The organism is Gallibacterium sp. ZY190522 (assembly GCF_054166015.1).
This window is the reverse complement of the sequence record NZ_CM135118.1, coordinates 1,533,987-1,554,283: the sequence shown is the minus strand read 5'-3', so window position 1 is coordinate 1,554,283 and position 20,297 is coordinate 1,533,987. Positions and strand designations below refer to the sequence as shown.

21 protein-coding genes and 1 other annotated feature are annotated in these 20,297 nt (G+C 39.8%); of the genes, 12 read left to right on the top strand and 9 right to left on the bottom strand.

The annotated features are described in order from the left end of the window. Positions 1–195 (top strand): Fe-S cluster assembly protein IscX, encoded by a 195-nt coding sequence (gene iscX, locus ACXPAV_RS07555; protein WP_458003137.1) that lies wholly within the window; start codon positions 1–3, stop codon positions 193–195. A 71-nt stretch (positions 196–266) separates the two neighbouring features. On the opposite strand, the gene ACXPAV_RS07550 is transcribed toward iscX, so the two are convergent. The 6 genes from ACXPAV_RS07550 to typA form a co-directional block, all read right to left on the bottom strand. Continuing rightward, positions 267–1,622 carry a sulfatase-like hydrolase/transferase gene (locus tag ACXPAV_RS07550; RefSeq protein ID WP_458003136.1) on the bottom strand — a complete coding sequence of 452 codons (1,356 nt, stop codon included), beginning with the start codon at positions 1,620–1,622 and terminating at the stop codon, positions 267–269. After that, positions 1,619–3,154, bottom strand: a complete 1,536-nt coding sequence (locus ACXPAV_RS07545; RefSeq protein ID WP_039145512.1) for a tripartite tricarboxylate transporter permease — start codon at positions 3,152–3,154, stop codon at positions 1,619–1,621. Before ACXPAV_RS07545 ends, ACXPAV_RS07550 begins: the two co-directional genes overlap by 4 nt. A gap of 10 nt (positions 3,155–3,164) precedes the next feature. After that, on the bottom strand, positions 3,165–3,620 hold the full coding sequence (locus tag ACXPAV_RS07540) for a tripartite tricarboxylate transporter TctB family protein (RefSeq protein WP_021461552.1): 456 nt from the start codon (positions 3,618–3,620) through the stop codon (positions 3,165–3,167). A 20-nt stretch (positions 3,621–3,640) separates the two neighbouring features. Further along, on the bottom strand, positions 3,641–4,615 hold the full coding sequence (locus ACXPAV_RS07535) for a tripartite tricarboxylate transporter substrate binding protein (protein ID WP_458003135.1): 975 nt from the start codon (positions 4,613–4,615) through the stop codon (positions 3,641–3,643). 293 nt (positions 4,616–4,908) lie between these two features. After that, complete coding sequence (gntR, locus tag ACXPAV_RS07530; RefSeq protein WP_458003134.1) at positions 4,909–5,910, bottom strand: gluconate operon transcriptional repressor GntR; 1,002 nt, start codon at positions 5,908–5,910, stop codon at positions 4,909–4,911. 201 nt (positions 5,911–6,111) lie between these two features. Beyond that, the gene (gene typA / locus ACXPAV_RS07525; protein WP_458003133.1) at positions 6,112–7,965 is read right to left on the bottom strand and encodes a translational GTPase TypA; all 1,854 of its coding nucleotides are present in this window, start codon (positions 7,963–7,965) and stop codon (positions 6,112–6,114) included. A gap of 291 nt (positions 7,966–8,256) precedes the next feature. On the opposite strand from typA, the gene glnA reads away from it, so the two are divergent. From glnA to hisIE, 11 genes are all read left to right on the top strand, one after another. Continuing rightward, on the top strand, positions 8,257–9,678 hold the full coding sequence (glnA, locus tag ACXPAV_RS07520) for a glutamate--ammonia ligase (RefSeq protein WP_458003132.1): 1,422 nt from the start codon (positions 8,257–8,259) through the stop codon (positions 9,676–9,678). 148 nt (positions 9,679–9,826) lie between these two features. Beyond that, a complete protein-coding gene (gene grxB / locus ACXPAV_RS07515) occupies positions 9,827–10,474 on the top strand; it encodes a glutaredoxin 2 (protein WP_039133949.1) in 648 nt (215 codons plus the stop codon). Between the two features lie 106 nt (positions 10,475–10,580). After that, positions 10,581–10,700 (top strand) — a sequence feature (His leader region). Between the two features lie 22 nt (positions 10,701–10,722). Then, the gene (hisC, locus tag ACXPAV_RS07510; RefSeq protein ID WP_458003131.1) at positions 10,723–11,793 is read left to right on the top strand and encodes a histidinol-phosphate transaminase; all 1,071 of its coding nucleotides are present in this window, start codon (positions 10,723–10,725) and stop codon (positions 11,791–11,793) included. Position 11,794: 1 nt separating this feature from the next. Further along, entirely contained in the window at positions 11,795–12,892 is a 1,098-nt protein-coding gene (hisB, locus tag ACXPAV_RS07505) for a bifunctional histidinol-phosphatase/imidazoleglycerol-phosphate dehydratase HisB (RefSeq protein WP_458003130.1), read from the top strand. Positions 12,893–12,979: 87 nt separating this feature from the next. Then, entirely contained in the window at positions 12,980–13,513 is a 534-nt protein-coding gene (locus ACXPAV_RS07500; protein WP_423080740.1) for a hypothetical protein, read from the top strand. 102 nt (positions 13,514–13,615) lie between these two features. Beyond that, the gene (locus tag ACXPAV_RS07495; protein WP_458003129.1) at positions 13,616–14,629 is read left to right on the top strand and encodes a PDDEXK nuclease domain-containing protein; all 1,014 of its coding nucleotides are present in this window, start codon (positions 13,616–13,618) and stop codon (positions 14,627–14,629) included. A gap of 15 nt (positions 14,630–14,644) precedes the next feature. Further along, positions 14,645–15,238: an imidazole glycerol phosphate synthase subunit HisH gene (hisH, locus tag ACXPAV_RS07490; RefSeq protein ID WP_458003128.1), complete on the top strand. Its 594-nt coding sequence runs from the start codon at positions 14,645–14,647 to the stop codon at positions 15,236–15,238. A 104-nt stretch (positions 15,239–15,342) separates the two neighbouring features. Next, positions 15,343–16,089 carry a 1-(5-phosphoribosyl)-5-[(5-phosphoribosylamino)methylideneamino]imidazole-4-carboxamide isomerase gene (gene hisA, locus ACXPAV_RS07485; RefSeq protein ID WP_458003127.1) on the top strand — a complete coding sequence of 249 codons (747 nt, stop codon included), beginning with the start codon at positions 15,343–15,345 and terminating at the stop codon, positions 16,087–16,089. Continuing rightward, positions 16,086–16,559: a DUF1643 domain-containing protein gene (locus tag ACXPAV_RS07480; protein WP_039133971.1), complete on the top strand. Its 474-nt coding sequence runs from the start codon at positions 16,086–16,088 to the stop codon at positions 16,557–16,559. The genes hisA and ACXPAV_RS07480 overlap by 4 nt, the downstream gene beginning before the upstream one ends. Beyond that, a complete protein-coding gene (hisF, locus tag ACXPAV_RS07475; RefSeq protein WP_458003126.1) occupies positions 16,559–17,332 on the top strand; it encodes an imidazole glycerol phosphate synthase subunit HisF in 774 nt (257 codons plus the stop codon). Before ACXPAV_RS07480 ends, hisF begins: the two co-directional genes overlap by 1 nt. A gap of 7 nt (positions 17,333–17,339) precedes the next feature. Beyond that, entirely contained in the window at positions 17,340–17,957 is a 618-nt protein-coding gene (gene hisIE / locus ACXPAV_RS07470; RefSeq protein ID WP_458003125.1) for a bifunctional phosphoribosyl-AMP cyclohydrolase/phosphoribosyl-ATP diphosphatase HisIE, read from the top strand. A 42-nt stretch (positions 17,958–17,999) separates the two neighbouring features. Here the strand turns inward: hisIE and thiE are convergent, their stop codons facing one another. Genes thiE through thiM form a run of 3 tightly spaced genes read right to left on the bottom strand, consistent with a single transcriptional unit; the run spans position 18,000 to position 20,286 of the window. Further along, positions 18,000–18,665 (bottom strand): thiamine phosphate synthase, encoded by a 666-nt coding sequence (thiE, locus tag ACXPAV_RS07465; RefSeq protein WP_458003124.1) that lies wholly within the window; start codon positions 18,663–18,665, stop codon positions 18,000–18,002. Next, on the bottom strand, positions 18,658–19,476 hold the full coding sequence (gene thiD, locus ACXPAV_RS07460) for a bifunctional hydroxymethylpyrimidine kinase/phosphomethylpyrimidine kinase (protein ID WP_458003123.1): 819 nt from the start codon (positions 19,474–19,476) through the stop codon (positions 18,658–18,660). The genes thiE and thiD overlap by 8 nt, the downstream gene beginning before the upstream one ends. A gap of 9 nt (positions 19,477–19,485) precedes the next feature. Continuing rightward, positions 19,486–20,286, bottom strand: a complete 801-nt coding sequence (thiM, locus tag ACXPAV_RS07455) for a hydroxyethylthiazole kinase (protein ID WP_458003122.1) — start codon at positions 20,284–20,286, stop codon at positions 19,486–19,488. Positions 20,287–20,297 lie beyond the last annotated feature (11 nt).

Genomic DNA, 20,297 nt, shown 5'->3' with positions numbered 1-20,297 from the left:
ATGAGATGGCAGGATTCACAACAAATTGCAGAAGCACTGTATGATCGTTTTCCTGACCTTGATCCAAGAACAGTTCGTTTCACAGATTTGCATCGCTGGATCTGCGAATTAGAAGAATTTGATGATGATCCGAAGAAATCAAATGAAAAAATCCTCGAAGCGATTTTTTTATGTTGGTTAGATGAATTTGAGTAGTTTGTTCTGACACAAACTGGAAAGTGTTTGGCATAGTAGAAAATATTATCTACTATGCCGTATTTTTTCGATTAATCTTCTATCACAGGGCGTTTTTCTCCCGCTTCTTCCATTAATTCACACAACCGCTCTCGTAAGTCTGCTTTAATTTCCGTATAAGCAGGATCAGCGACAACATTAGTAAGTTCAAATGGATCTTTATCTAAATCATAAAGAAAATCATCGCGATAGTAATTGCTGCTAGCTTGTTCGCCGCCTTGCACATTAGGAGCATAGACGCTGTAGAGATATTTATCGGTGCGGATACAACGTCCGATGCGGCTTTCACTAATCTGAGCGAAAATTTCATTTGGACGCTGTGGATCGGTATGTTTTACAACATCGTGTAAGTTCTCTCCGATCATTTTATCGCCGACATTAATTCCAGCCATTGCAAGGAATGTTTTTGGCAGGCTTGCGGTGCTGACCAAATCTTTTATACGTAAACCACCACGATAACCGGGACCGGCAATGATGAGCGGAACGTGTAATGCGGAAGAATGACAAGTACGCTTGTAATCATCATAACCGTTAAGATGTTCATCTTTATTACGCGTCATAAAATGTGAACCGTGATCAGAGGCATAAATAATGATGGTGTTATCGAACAGATTTTTTTCTTTCAATTTGTCAATGATGCGTCCTAAATTATCATCAAGGCTACGGCAGCAACCTAAATAATCAGGATACATTTCATCTGCATTGCCTTTTAGCACTTTGAGATCGTGTGGTAATTGATATTGGCTAAAACGCGTTTTCGATCCTTCAGGGCCTTCATAGGTTTGACGATCGTTTTGATGATGCGGTTCGATATGGGAAATCGTCATAAAGAAAGGTTTATCACCATTATATTGATCTAAATATTCCAAGGCAAAATCAGTAATACAATCAACACGATAGCCTTTGAATTCACATTTATTCATATTTTCGTCAAAAACAAAACCGTCATAGCCGTGAGAAGTAAATTCTAACACGTCCGCTGCTCGCCAAAAGCCTTTATAGCCACCACGGCGTTCAGGAGGAATAGCAGTGATAGTGTAATCTACTGTTGGAGCTTGCTCCAATTCGCCATCACTCGCTAAATGCCATTTGCCGATATAGGCGGTGTCGTAGCCGTTTTCAGTAAAGTAATCGGCTAAAGTTTTGGTATTTTTCGGCAGCGCAATATTATTGCGGAAACAACCTGTTTGGGTTGGATAAAGCCCTGTTTGGAAAATTGCACGACACGGGCCGCAAACTGGTTGTGGGGAATAGGCTTCTTCAAACAGTACCCCTTGTTTAGCGAGTTCATCAAGGTGTGGGGTAACATCAAGTGGCTGACCATAAGCGCCTATGGTGTCCCAGCGTTGTTGATCAGAAAAGAAAAAGAGAATATTTGGACGGGTCATTTTACAAGCTCCTTGACCACTTTATAAGTGCGGTCGGTTTGTTTAGATTTTTTATAGTTAGTGTAAATAATCATTATTAATGCCAAAATGAGCAGAATAAGGAAAGCAAGGGCATAAGGACGAGTAACGAAAATATCCCAGTTACCGTCTGAAATCATCAGTGAACGGCGGAAATTCTTTTCTGTTAATGCCCCAAGCACTAAGCCGAGTAATACTGGAATGGCGGAAAATCCGAGTTTACTAATCACATAAGAGATGATGCCGAAAGCAATGATAGTACCTACATCAAACATTGAATTTTTGATGGAATAAGCACCAGCAAAGCAGAAAACCGCAATAATTGGTACAAGGATCACACTTGGAATTTTCACCACTTTGGCAAAAACACGGGTGAGATATTTGCCTTGGATAAGCATAAATAAATTCACAAAAATGAGCCCAATCATAATGGCATAGACTGTGCTGCCGTGATTTTGGAATAAATTAGGCCCAGGTGTTAAGCCATTAATCATTAAAGCACCAAGCATAATTGCCACGGCACCATCACCGGGAATACCTAGGGTTAAAAGTGGGATCAAGGTTGCCCCTGTCACCGCATTATTGGCTGATTCTGCTGCAGCAATACCTTCAATAGAACCTTTACCAAATAATTGTGGTTTTTTAGAGATTTTCTTTGCCACATCATAACTTAAGAAAGATGCCATTGACGCCCCTGTCCCCGGGATAATCCCAATAATTGAGCCGATAATAGAAGAAAGTGTGAGTGGCTTACTAATGCTTTTCCATTCTTCACGGCTCATTTTTTCATTTTCAAAGGTAATTTTTTGCTCGGAATCTGACCGCACTTTTTCTTTTAAGAATAAAGCGCTTTTATTGATGATTTCCACCAAAGCAAACAAGCCAATAAGAACAATGACTAAATCGAAACCGCCATAGAGATACACATTATCAAAGGTGAAACGCATTGTGCCACCGCTGATTTGATCTTGTCCTACCGTTGCGATGAATAATCCTAAACAACCAGAAATAATACCTTTAAGCAAGCTATCACCACTGACGCCCGCAATAATTGTTAAGCCAAAGGCGCAAATAAGGAAATATTCAGGCGATCCCATTTTCATTGCCACCTTGGCAACTTCTGGTGCAAGGAAAAGTAGCACTAAGGCGCTAAATGTTCCCCCAATGAAAGAGGCATAAAGGGCAATATTCAAGGCTTTTTGCGAATGTCCTTGCACGGAAAGCGGATTACCATCCATCATTGTTGCCGTTGCGTGAGGCGTTCCGGGGGTACGGATTAAAATGGCTGAGATTGAGCCACCGTAGCTGCCTGCACAATAAATGCCAAGCAGAAACATAAAAGAATCGATAGCGCCTAAGTTATAAGTAAGAGGCAGAAGTAGCACAAGACAAAGCATTACAGTTAGTCCCGGCACAGCACCAAAAATAATCCCAAGGAACAGCCCGAGGTTCATATAAAAGAAGCTACTCCAAGAAAAGAAAGCTTCAAAGCCATTGACAAAATGTTCTAACATCAATGCCTCCTTAAGGCAGAGAAACCCCTAACACATATTCAAAAACCAAGCTAATCGCTAAAATTGTTAGCACAACAATGAGATAATAAAGCCATTTTCGACAATGACTTAAATAGAGGAAAAGTAACGCGAAAATCAGTGATGCGCCTAAGAATGGTAATACATAGAGCAGTCCCCAATATAAAATCAGCAAACCAATGATTAAGAGTGAACGACTTTCTTCTTGCAGATCTAAGAGCATTACTTTGACAGATTTTTGGCGCACCATTCGCCATATTTCACGGACTAATAAAATCAGACTAGCAATCCACATTAGCCCAACAATCATTTTAGGGAAGGTTTGTGAATTAATAGCTTCTGCATTTTTACTTAATTCAATTTGAGAGGGGATAAGCCACCATAAGACGGTGGAAACACCTAAAAATAACACCGCACCAACAAATTCTTTATAAATTTTCATTTTCATTGCTTACCCCTTATTTGTGTTTATTTCACCAACTCAGCGTATTTTTTCGCTTTCACCATCGTGGAATCAATATAGCTTTTCACCCATTGACTATCTTGAATATCAATGTTCACGCCAATATTTTTTGCCACTTGTTGGAATTTCGGCTCCTGCATAATATTTTTTAGGGCGTTGTAGGCTTTTTCCACATTGGCAGGATCGGTACCGGCACGCATAAATACCGCACAGATATTGGTCATCCAAGTATCGTGCCCAAATTGGGTCACACTCGGCAAATCATACACATCATCTTTCAGCGGTTTATTATCGAAAGCAATGACCGGAATAATATTACCCGCTTTAGCAAATTCTTTCGCAAGAGAGGCGTGGGTAACCGCAAAATCAATTTCGCCAGAAACAACAGCTGCAAGGGCTTGGTTTGCGCCTTCATAAGGGATAATTTTGAATTTGCCACTCATTTCATCAATTAACGCCGCAGATTGTAATGCTTCTGAAGAATTGACACCATTTGCCCCTATTTTGATTTCCTTGCCTTCTTTAATGGCTTGGGCTAAATCTTGATAGCTTTTCACGCCAGTTCTCGGATTAGTCAGCAAGATGAAGGTAGAAGAATACACGTTAATAACAGGAACAAAATCTTCAAATTTGTAAGCTACTTTCATTGTCAATGGCGCAATGGCGAAGCTACCTTCACCACCAAAAATCATTTTCGTGGAATTTGGTTTTTCTTTGAGATATTCCGTCAGTGCCACCGCACCGCCAGACCCTAAAATATTATCCGCTAATAGAGGCTGACCAAATTGAGCCTTACCAAATTCAGACATCGCACGATTGACTTGATCCGCTAAACCACCCACCGCCCAAGGGGTGATAATAGTCACAGGGCCTGAAGGCCATTCTTGCTGTGCTTTTTTATCTTCTTTACAGCCTGTTAATAGAGACAGACCAAGCACACCAGCTAAACTCACAGCTAATAGTTTTTTCAATGATTTCATCGTTTCCTCCTAGAAATGAACAAGATGAGTTGAAACTTAAGATTAGCTTAATTAAGAACAATACGCCTTGTTATGATGATTGTCATAAAAACAGAATGATCGGGATCACAAAATTGACAATTTTGTTAAAAATATTTAATGGAGCGATGAAATGTTGTGGGGCTTAGTTCCTTTAAACTACAGCGATGCTTAAATATATTTAATCATATGCTTGGCTTATTTCTATGAGCATTTAATTACGGTTTTGTAACAAATAATTTATATGTATGACAGGCAATTTCGGTGACTTACCGCTAAATACTTTCCCCAATATGAATATGATAGCCTAAATCAATAATACTACTTTGTTGTGGAATACCATTAATGCGATTAAGTAACTCTTCTGCTGCACGTTTACCTATTTCCAGACGAGGCGTGATAACGGTAGCCAGTTGAGGTGTCATTGATTGACCAACATCGTGTCCGTGGAAACCGGCAATACCAATCTGTTCCGGTACTTTAATTCCTAAACGTTGGCACTCAAATAATGCACCAACGGCAAGGTCATCATTAGTACAGATAATGCCGTCAATCTGAGGATACTGTTTTAATGCTTGGTGAAGCAGTTCTGCTCCTAATGAGAATGATGATGGCTGCTCAGTGATTAAGCTATGAGGCACTAAATTGTGTTTTTTCATTGCTATTTCATAGCCTTGCATTTTGAGATGGGTTCGTTTATCCATTCGTGCAGTAAAATAGACAATATGCTGATGCCCACGTTGAATCATTGTTTCTACCATTGCTTGGGAAGCAACGTTATTATCAAAACCAATAACTTGTTGAATACCTAACTGATGGCTATCCATAATCTCAATTACTGGAATATTCGCCACTTCAATCATTTTTAAGGTTTTTTCGGAGTGGTGATTTTCTGAAAGGATTAATCCATCAACATTATAAGAAAGTAGTGATTCTACACGCTGTTCTTCTTTTCCCAGACTATATCCATAGTGAGCAAGCATTGTTTGATAACCGGCTTTATCGGTGATAGTTTCAATTCCTTTAATTACATCAGCAAAAACTTGGTTGGTTAATGAAGGAACTAAAACACCAATAGCCCGACTTTTAGCATTAGAGAGCATACTTGGTGCCCGATTCGGAATATAGCCGAATTGTTCTATCGCTGTTGCAATTTTTTTGCGAGTTTCTTCAGCAACGGAATCTGGATTACGTAAATAACGACTGATGGTCATTTTAGTCAGACCTAAATGATCGGCTATATGTTGTAATGTTGGGCGTTTATGGGAAGTATTCATCAATAACTCTTTAATGGTTGAGATTCCACAGTTCACGATGGCAGACTTATCTTAAGCTAGGAGGTAATCTTTCCCAATTATGCAATTCATAGCGTAACATACTATGTATTATAGGTCGCTCTGTGAATTGGAACATTATGAAAATAAAGATAAAAAACACCCGCTATTTTAGGGAAAATAACGGGAGTATAACAACAAAAATTAACGAGTACTGGTACTGGTTGTAGTACGATTCGCTCTTCTGCGATCTATTTCTGTTAAGAAACGTTTACGAATGCGGATAGAACTTGGTGTAACTTCAACCAACTCATCATCGTCAATAAACTCTAGAGCCTGTTCAAGCGTGAATTTTACTGGCGGAACTAATACTATGGAATCATCTTTACCGGCTGCACGCATATTGGTTAATTTTTTCCCCTGCAAACAGTTAACAGTAAGGTCATTTGAACGGCTATGAATGCCGATAATCTGACCTTCATAGACTTCAGCACCGTGTTCAATCATCAATTTTCCACGCTCCTGCAAGCCGAATAGAGCGTAAGCTAAAGCTTTACCAGTGGCATTGGAGATTAATACTCCGTTTTGACGCTGACCAATATCCCCAGGTTTAACATCATCATAGTGGCTGAAACTTGAGTAAAGTAACCCTGTTCCGGAAGTCATTGTCATAAATTCATTACGAAAACCGATCAAACCTCGGCTTGGAATAATATATTCTAGACGGGTACGCCCTTTACCATCTGGTACCATATCACGCACTTCACCTTTACGAATCCCTAACGCCTCCATTACGGCACCTTGATGCTGATCTTCAATATCAATAGTAACTTGCTCAAATGGCTCCTGTTTACGACCATCAATTTCACGGAAAATTACTTTTGGACGAGAAACGGCTAATTCGTAACCTTCACGGCGCATATTTTCGATTAAAACGGAAAGATGCAACTCACCACGACCGGATACTTTGAAAGCATCAGGATCTTCTGTTTCTTCAACGCGTAATGCTACGTTATGTACTAACTCTTTGTTCAAACGTTCTAAGATTTGACGAGAGGTAACATATTTACCTTCACGCCCACAAAATGGAGATGTATTTACACAGAAAAACATTGTTACGGTTGGTTCATCAACGGTTAATGCCGGCAATGCCTCCACATTATTGATATCACAAATGGTATCAGAAATGTTTAATTCGCCTAAACCTGTCAATGCAATAATATCGCCAGCATTAGCAACATCTTCTTCGTAACGTTGTAAACCTAAGTGACCTAGCACTTGACCAACACGAGCATTACGAGTTTTACCTTCACTATCAATAATAGTAACGGCTTGGTTCGGTTTAATTGAACCTCGTTTGATACGACCAATACCGATAACGCCAACGTAATTGTTATAGTCCAATTGAGAAATTTGCATTTGGAATGGTTGATCCAAATGTACTTCTGGTGGCACTACATATTTTACAATCGCTTCAAACAGAGGTGTCATATCATCCGCTAATTGGTCGTGATCTAAACCGGCAACGCCGTTCAATGCAGAGGCATAAATAATCGGGAAATCGAGCTGTTCATCAGTTGCACCTAAATTGACAAAAAGATCGAACACTTGATCAACAACCCAATCTGGTCTTGCGCCTGGACGATCCACTTTATTAATCACCACAATCGGTTTTAATCCGTGCGCAAAGGCTTTCTGGGTAACGAAACGAGTTTGCGGCATCGGACCGTCAAATGCATCGACTAATAATAAAACGCTATCAACCATAGAGAGAACACGTTCTACTTCACCTCCGAAGTCAGCGTGTCCTGGAGTATCTACAATATTAATGCGGTAATCATTCCAATTAATGGCGGTATTTTTTGCAAGAATAGTGATACCACGCTCTTTTTCTAACGCATTGGAGTCCATAACTCGTTCATCTGTTTCACCGGAACGAGATGATTCCAGTGTGCCTGATTGTTGTAATAGTTTATCAACGAGTGTAGTCTTTCCGTGGTCTACGTGAGCGATAATCGCAATATTACGCAATTTACTAATATCTAAATCGTTTTTCATGTAAAAATTATCTTGTAGTATTTTGAAATAGTTTGGCTATACTGAATATACTTGTTGCCTTTGAAGCCTTGTCATTTCAGTATAGCGAGTGAAAAGGTGGCAAATTATACAGCGTTTTAATGAAGACGGCTATTAAATAATGTGGTGTTACAATTTTTTGATTTAGATATTTTTTTATTAAAAATGAAAAAAATTGTTTTGTTTTTAATAAAAATAGGATATTGTTTATCTGAATCTAAAAAACCAACATTATATTTATAAATTAACTAGTCAAATACGAGAGGATTGATTATGGCAAACACTCAAGCAATTGCAAAAGTCTTTGAACTTATTGAAGAACACGGAATTCGTTTTGTTGATCTTCGTTTTACAGACATCAAAGGGAAGGAACAACACGTTTCTGTGCCAGTTAGTGCTGTTGATGAAGATTTTTTTGAAGATGGAAAAATGTTTGATGGATCTTCTATCGCCGGTTGGAAAACTATCAATAAATCCGATATGGTATTGATGCCGATTCCAGAAAGTGCATTAGTCGACCCTTTCTTTAGCGTTCCGACACTCTCTATTCGTTGTGATGTTTATGAACCAACTACAATGCAAGGTTACGATCGCGATCCGCGTTCAATTGCAATTCGAGCAGAAGAATACCTTAAAGCATCTGGTATTGCAGATACTGTATTAGTTGGACCGGAACCTGAATTTTTTATCTTTGATGATGTACGTTTCAAAACAGGAATGTCAGGTTCTTTCTATGAAATTGATGATATCGAAGCGAGCTGGAATAGCGACAAAGAGTATGAAGGTGGAAACAAAGGTCATCGTCCGGCAACTAAAGGCGGTTATTTCCCTGTTCCACCGGTTGATTCTTCACAAGATTTACGTTCTGAAATGTGCTTAGTAATGGAAGATATGGGCTTAGTGATTGAAGCTCATCACCACGAAGTAGCAACAGCCGGACAAAACGAAATTGCTTGTCGTTTTAATACGTTAACTTTAAAAGCGGATGAAACACAAATTTATAAATATGTTGTTCATAATATTGCGTTTGAACACGGTAAAACCGCTTGTTTTATGCCAAAACCACTTTTTGGCGATAACGGTTCAGGTATGCACTGCCATATCTCTTTAGGTAAAGATGGTGTGAATTTATTCTCCGGTGATAAATATGCTGGATTATCTGAACTTTCTCTCTTCTTTATTGGGGGTGTAATTAAACACGCTAAAGCATTGAATGCGTTTACCAACCCGACAACCAACTCTTATAAACGTTTGGTACCTGGCTATGAAGCACCAGTATTGTTAGCTTATTCAGCAAGTAACCGTTCTGCATCAATTAGGATTCCTACAGTATCAAGTCCTAAAGAGCGTCGTATTGAAGTTCGTTTCCCAGATCCAGGTGCAAACCCATATTTGGCATTTTCTGCAATTTTAATGGCAGGTTTAGATGGTATTATCAATAAGATCCATCCAGGGGATGCAATGGATAAAAACTTATACGACTTACCGCCTGAAGAGTTAAAAGAGATCCCAACCGTAGCTGGCTCTTTAGATGAGGCGCTTACTTCATTGGCAGCAGATCACGAATTCTTAACTCGTGGTGGTGTATTCAGCAACGACTTTATTGAAGCTTATATCGAATTGAAAAATAAAGAAGTTGATCGTATTCGTTTACTACCACATCCGGCAGAATTTGAATTGTATTATTCACTTTAATTGTTACTGAAAGTCAGTTAAGTCAGGCTCCGAGAATAAGAAATTTTCGGAGCTTGTTTTTTTAGATAAAAGTAGTCTAATCCTTGATAAAACAGTTGATTTGTATTAAAACTAACTAAAGTTACCTAACACAACTGAGGAGTAAATAATGAGACTTTATACTTATGAGCATTGTCCATATTGTGTCCGTGCCAGAATGATTTTCGGTTTAAAAAATATCCCGGTTGATGTCATTGTGTTGGCAAATCATCACGAAGATACCCCTATGCAATTGGTGGGGCGTAAAGTAGTGCCGATTCTTGCCGATAGTGATGGAATGGTAATGCCGGAAAGTTTGGATATTGTCCGTTATGTTGATAAAAAATATGGTGAGCCTTGCTTAAAAGAAAATGTTCGTGAGGAGGTAAGTCAATGGTTGCAAAAAGTAGGGAGTTACTATAATCATTTAGTGATTCCTCGATTTACACAAATCGGCTTAAAAGAGTTTGCAATGCCGGAATCAGTGGAATATTTCACTATGAAAAAAAGCAAAATAATTGGTAATTTTGCTGAAAATTTAGCGCAGACCCCACAATATTTAGCAAAAATTAATCAGGATCTTAAAGAATTGAACGATTTGATTATTAGTCCGAAAGCCAGTTCTGGTGAGTTGTCTATCGAAGATATTGTCTTATTCCCGGTTCTACGTAATTTAACGATTGTGAAAGGAATTGAATTTCCGAATAAAGTTGCTGCCTATGTGAAAAAAATGTCATTGATGTCAGGCATAGAGCTTTATACGGATAGGGCGGTTTAATAAATTTTTTGTCAAAGATCTATTGCATTTTTGTAGATGATCCAGTAGTGTAAGTGACAGTTTTAACATTAAGGATACAAAAAATGAAATTTTCTCGAATTGCTCATCATCACCATCATCAACCTGATTAATCTTTCAGGCGATGGTGCGTGGAAGATTAATAATCTTCCGAGCATTCGATATGAATCACAATCCTCTCGGAAGATAATTTCGAGAGGATTTTTTATTTTCAGTTATAGGAAAAAATTATGAGCATTACACAACTTTCTCGTAAAAATATTCAGGCATTAACCCCTTATCAATCTGCACGTCGGTTGGGGGGAAAAGGAGATATTTGGCTAAATGCCAATGAATACCCAATCTCACCGGATTTCTCATTAAGCGTTCAAAATTTTAATCGTTATCCTGAAGCACAACCACAGGCAGTGATCCAGTCTTATGCAAATTATGCTGGTGTGATTATGAACAATGTATTAGTGAGTCGTGGTGGAGACGAAAGTATTGAATTAATTATCAGAGCTTTTTGTGAGCCGAGTCAGGATGCTATTTTGTATTGTCCTCCAACATATGGGATGTATTCAGTTAGTGCAGAAACCTGCGGAATTGCTTGCAAAAAAGTGCCATTGACTAAAGACTTTCAACTAAATTTAGCTGAAATTGAACGTCAATTGGATAATGTGAAAGTTGTGTTTGTTTGCAGTCCGAATAATCCTACTGGGAATTTATTAAAACGTGAGGATTTAATTTCTTTGCTAGAAATGACAAAAAATCGTGCAATTGTGGTGGTTGATGAAGCTTATATCGAATTTTGTCCAGATGCAACAATGGTTTCTGAGTTAAAAAATTATCCACACCTAGCTATTATCCGTACTTTGTCGAAGGCTTTTGCTTTAGCTGGCTTGCGTTGTGGTTTTACTCTTGCTAATGAAGAGTTAATAGGTGTATTGCAAAAAGTTATCGCTCCTTATCCATTGCCTAGTCCTGTCGTTGATATTGCAGCCCAAGCACTTTCTACACAAGGAGTGGCATTAATGCAGCAACGTGTTAATGAGGTGTTGAATAATCGTGTTAAATTAAGTGAAGCGTTGGTTCAATTCCCAATTATTGATACTGTTTATCCAAGTGAATCTAATTATATTCTGTTTAAAGCACAAGACGGACAAAAATTATTTCAATATTTATGGGATAACGGCATTATTTTGCGTAATCAAAATAGTCAATTATTTTTAGAAAATTGTATTCGTATTACTGTCGGTACGGCAACAGAAAACAGCCGTACATTAGAAGCCATTAATCAATTTGTACAGCAAGGAAAATAATATGAAAAAACAACAATCAGTCTTATTTATCGATCGTGATGGCACATTAATTGACGAACCGAAAACGGATTTTCAAATTGACAGCTTGGAAAAGCTTAAATTTGAAAAAAACGTTATTCCTGCGTTGTTGAAACTGCAAAAGAAATATCGCTTTGTAATGGTTTCAAATCAAGATGGCTTAGGCACGGATTCCTTTCCTAAAGAAGATTTTGATAAACCGCATAATGCAATGCTTGATCTTTTTCGTTCACAAGGCATTGAATTTGATGATATTTTAATTTGTCCGCATAAACCTGAAGACCACTGCCAATGCCGTAAGCCAAAAACTAAATTGCTCAAAAAATACATTGAAAAACAGCTTTTTGATCCTGCCACCAGCTTTGTAATTGGCGATCGTGCCACTGATATACAATTAGCTGAAAATCTGGGTATTCAAGCCCTGCAATATCACCCAGAAAAGTTGAATTGGGATTTGATCGCAGAAAAATTATTGGCTGAACCTGTTACCAATATCGGCGAACGCACGCCACGTTATGCCGAAGTGGAACGCAAAACCAAAGAAACAGACATCAAAGTGCAAGTGTGGTTAGATGAAACGGGCGTAAACCACATTCACACGGGCGTGGGCTTTTTCGATCATATGCTCGACCAAATCGCCACTCACGGCGGTTTTAGAATGAACATCAGTTGCAAAGGGGATTTGCATATTGACGAACACCACACGGTGGAAGACACCGCTCTTGCACTCGGCACAGCATTAAAACAAGCTATCGGTGATAAACGTGGCATCGCCCGCTTTGGCTTTGTGTTGCCAATGGACGAATGCAAAGCGGAATGTGTGTTGGATCTTTCTGGTCGCCCTTATTTCAAATTTAAAGCCAAATTTAAACGAGATAAAGTGGGCGATTTCAGCACAGAAATGACCGAACATTTCTTTCAATCCCTCGCCTTTACAATGCTTGCCACCTTGCATTTAAAAGCCAGCGGCGACAACGATCACCACAAAATCGAAAGCCTATTTAAAGTGTTCGGACGAACCTTAAGACAAGCCATTCGTATTGAAGGCAATGAAATGCCGAGTAGTAAGGGGGTTTTGTAATTGATATTTTTAGTAAAGTGCGGTGGAATTTTACGAAATTTTTAAATATTTCCACTCTTAGTATTTTTATCCATTAAGGAGTAGCGTATGAAAAAACTTTTATTTGCGTTATTAACCATTTCACTATCAGCTTGTCAAAGTACAGATTTATCGATTAAAGATAAATCTTATAATCCATCAACTGATGCTAGAGTACGTATTTTCGGACAAAATGGCAGACCAAGTTCAATGAAAGTTGAAATTAACGGTCAAATAGAAAAAATTACTGTTGGCGGTAGTGCTGGACAAGCAATGGCATCATTATTAGGAATGAAGGGCAATGAACCTATTGGTATGCCTGAAACTCCATTAAGCAAAGATCCTTCACAATTATCCAATATCGGATCTGGGGCATTTTTTAAAGAATTTGTCGTACCTGCTGGTAAAGAAATTACGGTAAAAAATTCAATTCAAACACCGCCTCATAAATTTGAAAATGTTGCAACAGGCATAACAACTGTAACATATAAACATTGTTCAGGTAATGAAGTCACTTTTGTACCAGTTGCTGGTAAGGATTATGAAGTTGCACCTAGCTCTAATTTGGAACATTGCGGTGTTTCAGTTTATGAAATTAAATAATCTTTAATTCAACTTCTTTAAAGGCTTGTTTAAAACTTATAGAAACAAGCCTTTATATAAAACGAATAGTAAGGGTGATATTCATATTTCAAGGATAGAGAAATGCTAACCAACACAACCATCATTACTGATATTAAACAAATCATCGCTCAATCCCGTGAAAATGCGGTAAGAGCGGTGGATTTTCAGCGTGTGCTGATGTATTGGCACATTGGCAAGCGTATTTTTGAAGAAGAACAGCAAGGGCAAGAGCGAGCGGATTATGGTGCTTATTTGATTAAATCACTTGCTCAGCAGTTACAGCCCGAGTTTGGTAGCGGCTTTTCTGCTCGTCAATTAGAGCGTTACCGCCAGTTTTATCGTACATTTCCAATTGCGTCTGCACTGCGGACGCAATTAAATTGGACGCAATACAAAAGTTTAATCTCCATTAACGATCCTGACAAACGCGAATTTTATATTGCGGAGAGCATTAAAAATCACTGGAGTTCTCGCCAACTTGAGCGGCAAATTAATAGTAGTTTATATGAACGTTTATTGCTCAGTAACGATAAAGCCAGCGTACTCGCTGTGGCGAATAATGAACTGATCCCAAGCGATCCGAAACAAATTATTAAAGATCCAATGGTGCTTGAATTTTTGGGGTTACAGCGTGAAAGTGCCTATTATGAAAAGGATCTTGAACGGGCAATTATCACCCATTTGCAAGAATTTCTGTTAGAGTTAGGCAATGGCTTCTCTTTTGTGGCACGGCAAAAACGTTTGCATCTGGACGGCGATGATTTTTTCGTGGATCTCGTTTTATACAATCGCTTGTTGCAATGCTTTGTGATTATCGAAATCAAAACCCACAAATTAACTCATCAGGATTTGGGGCAGTTGCAAATGTATGTGAATTATTTTGATCGCGTTGAAAAACTGCCACGAGAAAATCCAACCATTGGCATCTTATTATGTGCAGATAAAAATGATAGCGTGGTGAAATTTTCTTTACCCGAAAATCAACAGCAAATTTTCGCCAGCCAATATCAACTTTATCTGCCGTCAGAAGAATTATTGCTGACAGAAATACGCAAAGAAATCGAAAATTTTGAACAAAAACAACAAGAAAGCTAGGAAATTCATAAAACAATGCAAACCATTACTATCATCAACACAGGCTGTGCTAATCTTTCTTCAGTGAAATTTGCGTTTGAGCGTTTGGGCTATCAGGCGGAAATTACCGATGATTTAGCCAAAATCCAAAGTGCAAAAAAACTTATTTTGCCGGGGGTGGGGACTGCGTCAGCCGCAATGCAAAATATGCAATCTCGACAATTAACTGAAACAATTCAACAGCTCACTCAGCCTGTATTAGGCATTTGTTTGGGAATGCAGCTAATGACCGATTATTCCGCTGAAGGTGAAATAAAAACCCTTAGACTGATTAACGGCAACACGCAACGCTTGCCAAATAAAGGGCTGCCATTGCCGCATATGGGCTGGAATAAGGTGCATTATCAGGATCTCCACCCGCTATTTGAACATATCCCACAAGATAGTTATTTCTATTTCGTGCATAGCTATGCGGTGTTGCCGAATGAAAATACCATTGCAGCCTGTGATTATGGCGTGCCATTTTCTGCGGCGATTGCAAGAAATAACTTCTACGGTGTGCAATTTCACCCCGAGCGTTCAGGTAAGGTGGGCGAGCAGTTATTGCGGAATTTTATGGAAAATCTGTAATTTAAAAACGGTAAAATCGTTCACACTACCACAGGCTTAAGCAGCCCGTGGGGCTTGAAATTACGTTTATGGCTTAGTTAATAAAAACAAAAGAGAACACAACAATGAAAAAAACATCACAAATTATCCCCGCACTTGACCTTATTGACGGCAAGGTTGTGCGGTTGTATCAAGGGGATTACGCACAGCAAACCCAATATAGCGACAATCCCATCGCCCAATTTCAGCATTATTTATCGCAAGGGGCGAAACAGCTCCATTTGGTGGATTTAACGGGGGCGAAAAATCCGAACCAACGCCAAACTAAACTTATTGGCGAAATCATTGCCGCAACGCAAGCTCATATTCAAGTGGGCGGGGGCATTCGTACAGAACAAGATGTGGCGGATCTATTGCGTGTTGGGGCGAACCGTGTGGTCATTGGTTCAACAGCGATCAAACAGCCTGAAATGGTGAAGCAATGGTTTCAAAAATACGGTGCGGAAAAATTCGTTTTAGCCTTAGATATTCATATCGTGGACGGTGAAAAACGCATCGCCATTCACGGCTGGCAAGAAACTAGCTCACTCACTTTGGAGCAAGTGATTGAAGATTTCAGCCAAGTGGGCTTACAGCACGTGCTATGCACTGACATTTCTCGCGATGGCACATTGCAAGGCTCGAATGTTGCGTTATATAAAGAAATCTGCACCGCCTTTCCACAGATTGAATTTCAATCCTCAGGCGGCATCGGATCATTAGCAGACATTGCTGCGTTAAAAAACACGGGCGTGGCTGGCGTGATTGTGGGTCGTGCATTACTAGAAGGAAAATTTGACGTAGCGGAGGCAATTCAATGTTGGAGCAAATGAAAAAAGATGCGAAATTCTCAGAAGATAGGAGATACAGGTATGTATTATCTAGAATATGGGACGATTCGTTACCTAAAATAATGTTCATTGGATTAAATCCATCAACTGCTGATGAAAATGAAGATGATAGTACTATAAATAAATGTATCAATTACGCTAAAAAATGGAATTATGGGGGTATTTATATGCTTAATTTATTTGCATTTGTAGATACCTATCAAAATGAACTTTACTATGAAAAAGATCCTATTGGAGAACTTAATAATAAATATCTAAAAGAATATGCAAGATTATCGGAAAAAATTGTTGTAGCTTGGGGAAACAATGGTGCTTACAAAGGACGCTCCAAAGAAGTTTATGATATGTTTAATCATTTATATTGTTTGAAAATTAATAAAACTGGAGAGCCTCATCATCCATTGTACATTAGCAGTAATATTGAATTACAAGAATATAAAAGGAGGGCATAATGCTTGCAAAACGCATAATTCCTTGTTTAGACGTTCGTGATGGGCAGGTTGTGAAAGGCGTGCAATTCCGCAACCACGAGATTATCGGCGATATTGTGCCGCTAGCAAAACGTTATGCGGAAGAAGGGGCGGACGAGTTGGTGTTTTATGATATTACCGCCTCGTCAGACGGTCGCACCGTAGATAAAAGCTGGGTGGAGCGGGTCGCCAAAGAGATCAATATTCCATTCTGTGTGGCAGGTGGCATCAAAACCATTGCGGATGCCGAGCAAATTTTCACTTTTGGCGCAGATAAAATTTCCATAAATTCCCCCGCACTTGCCGATCCTGATTTAATCTCTCGCTTAGCGGATCGCTTTGGCGTGCAAGCGATCGTAGTGGGAATCGATACTTGGTATGATGCCGAACAAAATAAATATTGGGTCAATCAATACACCGGTGATGAAAAACGCATCCGCCAAACCCACTGGCAAACGCTGGATTGGGTGCAAGAAGTGCAAAAACGCGGGGCAGGTGAAATCGTGCTAAATATGATGAACCAAGACGGCGTGCGTCAAGGCTATGATTTAGTCCAACTAAAAAAGGTACGGGAAGTCTGCAACGTGCCACTGATCGCTTCAGGAGGAGCAGGCGAAATGGTGCATTTCCGCGAGGCCTTTATTGAAGCCAATGTGGACGGTGCATTAGCCGCTAGCGTGTTTCATAAGCGGATTATTGATATTGGGGAGTTGAAACAGTATTTAAGCAATGAAAAAATTGAAGTGAGAGGTTAGGAATAAAATGAGCAATAAATTATTAACAGAACAAATTAATTGGCAAAAAGTGAACGGTTTGCTCCCTGTTATCGTACAAAATGCAACCACCTGCGAAGTGTTAATGCTGAGCTATATGAATGCAGAAGCCCTTGAGAAAACCCTTGTGGAGCGGAAAGTTACCTTTTATTCACGCACCAAGCAACGCTTATGGACAAAGGGGGAAACTTCTGGCAACTTTTTAAATGTTGTTGATTATACATTAGATTGTGATTGTGATACTTTGTTGATCTTGGCAAATCCGATTGGTGCAACCTGTCACGAAGGTACTGATAGCTGTTTTTCACCGGTTTCTGAAACACCGAATTGGATTTTCTTGAGTAAATTGGAAAAACTGTTGAATGCGCGTAAAAATGCTGATCCGAAGAGTTCTTATACCGCTTCACTTTATGCACGAGGCACAAAACGCATTGCACAAAAAGTCGGCGAAGAGGGGGTAGAAACTGCATTGGCGGCAACCGTGAAAGATCGCGAAGAAACCATTTGCGAGGCGGCGGATTTAGCCTACCATTTAACCGTATTGTTGCAGGATGCCGATTTAGACTGGAGTGATGTTATTGAAAAATTAAAAGAACGTCATAAATAAACATCTGCAAACTAGTATTTATGGGGCGGTAAGCCCCATTTTTTATGCGTTTAAAATCTGTTTTACTGTAGAAATTATGTTGGTTGCCTGCATAATAGTCGAAATTACTGCTACACCGTCTGCTCCTGCTTGTAATAGGGCAGGGACGTGTTCTACTTTAATTCCTCCAATGGCTACTAATGGTTTGTAGACTCCTTGCTCACGTAAAAATTGCACAAAGTTTATTCCTACAGCGGGAGCAGCATCTGCTTTGGAAAAAGTGGGAAAAATCGGACCACAGCCATAATAATCCACACCATCGAAAGCATTATGTTGCTGCGCTTGTTGCAAGGTATTTACTGACAAACCAATGAGCATTTTGCCTTGAATTTGTTGGGCTAGCTTATCCACAGCAAAATCTTTTTGCCCAACGTGAATGCCGTCTGCGTGCAATTTTTCTGCCAGCGCCACATCATTATTGATAATAAAAGGCACATTATATTGTTGGCATAAATGTTGGCATTGGAGAGCAAGTTGCTCAATTTGTTGCGGATTTTGCAGGGAAAATTGCCCTTTTTCACGAAATTGATAACAAGTAATGCCGGCCTTTAATGCCTGTTCTAAACGATCTAATAAGGTTTGTTGTGGCTGGCTTGCATTATATTGTGGTAGATGACGGCAATCTTGCGTACCTGCGACTAAATAACAGCGTAAAATTGATTTATCCATTTTTTTGCTCCTGTGAATAAGCCCAGTGATTGGTTGGGCCGTGTCCGTGTCCGATATTTAAAGGGTGCTTGATTGCGCTAGTGATAAAGGCTTTGGCAGTTTTGCAGGCTTGCTCCAAAGATTGCCCTTTGGCTAGTTCAGCGGTTAAGCAAGCGGAAAAAGTGCAACCTGTGCCGTGGGTATGTGGCGTGTTAAAACGTGGGCTTTCCAAGATAAAAAATTCTGTTGGTGTGAAAATAAAATCTTGGCATACTGCGCTTTCGCTGTTTTGCTGATGCCCACCTTTTATAATCACAGTTTTTGCGCCCATTTGTTGTAAACGTTCAGCAATTTTCGCAATATTGTGCTGATCTTTAGCTTTCAATCCTGTTAGGGCTTCTGCTTCAGGAAGGTTTGGCGTTAGCACATCGGCTAATGGTAATAATTGCTCACGCATCGCTTGAATTGCTGATTGTTGCAACAAACTTGCACCCCCTTTGGCTATCATCACAGGATCGATAACCACATTCTCAAATGGGTGCTGACGTAAAAAAGCTGCCACGGTTTGGATAATTTCAGCCGTGCCGAGCATACCAATTTTTACCGCATTGGGCGTGAAATCTTCCACAATCGCCTTGAGTTGCGCCTCAATGGTGCTAAGGGGAATCAAATGAATATCCGTTACGCCTAAGGTATTTTGTGCGGTAACGGCGGTGATCACGCTCATTCCAAATACATTACGCATTTGAAAGGTTTTCAAATCGGCTTGAATACCTGCACCGCCACCACTGTCTGAACCAGCAATGGTTAGAGCTTGTGAAATATGAGTCATTGTTGCTCCTTAGTTTTCAATGTGAACCTGTGCGAATTGCGCCACTTGTTGATCGCTCAGCTCGCCAAGCTGATCTAAAAGAGTGGTGTAAAACTGCCCATATTTTGTGCTTCCTAACTCTTTTGCTGCGAGTTGCCCTGCCACCGCATAAGCTGCACTGGCTTGCACTACTGCATTAAAAGGTTGGTTCGGATTGACTGCTAAAAAAGCCCCTAACACCGCACCAAGCAAACAGCCTGACCCCGTGATTTTTGGAAACATTGGCGTGCCGTTATCAATGGCTGTCACTTGCACGCCATCGCTGATGTAATCTACCGCACCGCTCACCGCCACAACACATTGATGGCGGTGTGCGGCAAGTTTTGCAATTTGTGCCACATCGCCTTCGCCTTGTCCTGCGTCCACGCCTTTCGCTACCCAATTCACCCCTGCTAACTGAGCGATTTCCCCAGCATTACCACGAATAGCTGTGAATTTTACCTTGTTAAGTAATTCGGTGACTACGTCCTTGCGATATTGTGTTGCACCCACGCCCACAGGATCAAGCACCACTGGAATACCCGCTTTATTCGAGGCTTTGCCTGCCGCCAACATTGCTTTTACCTTGAAAGGATCGAGCGTACCAATGTTAATTACTAAGGCAGCGCTAAATTGGGCAAGATCCGCCATTTCTTCTTCGGCATCTGCCATAATCGGCGATGCGCCCAAGGCTAATAGTCCATTCGCTACATAGTTTGCCACCACAATGTTGGTGATGTTGTGGATTAAAGGATTTGTTTGGCGAATTTTTTCTAATAAATTGAAGTTCATATTATTTCCTT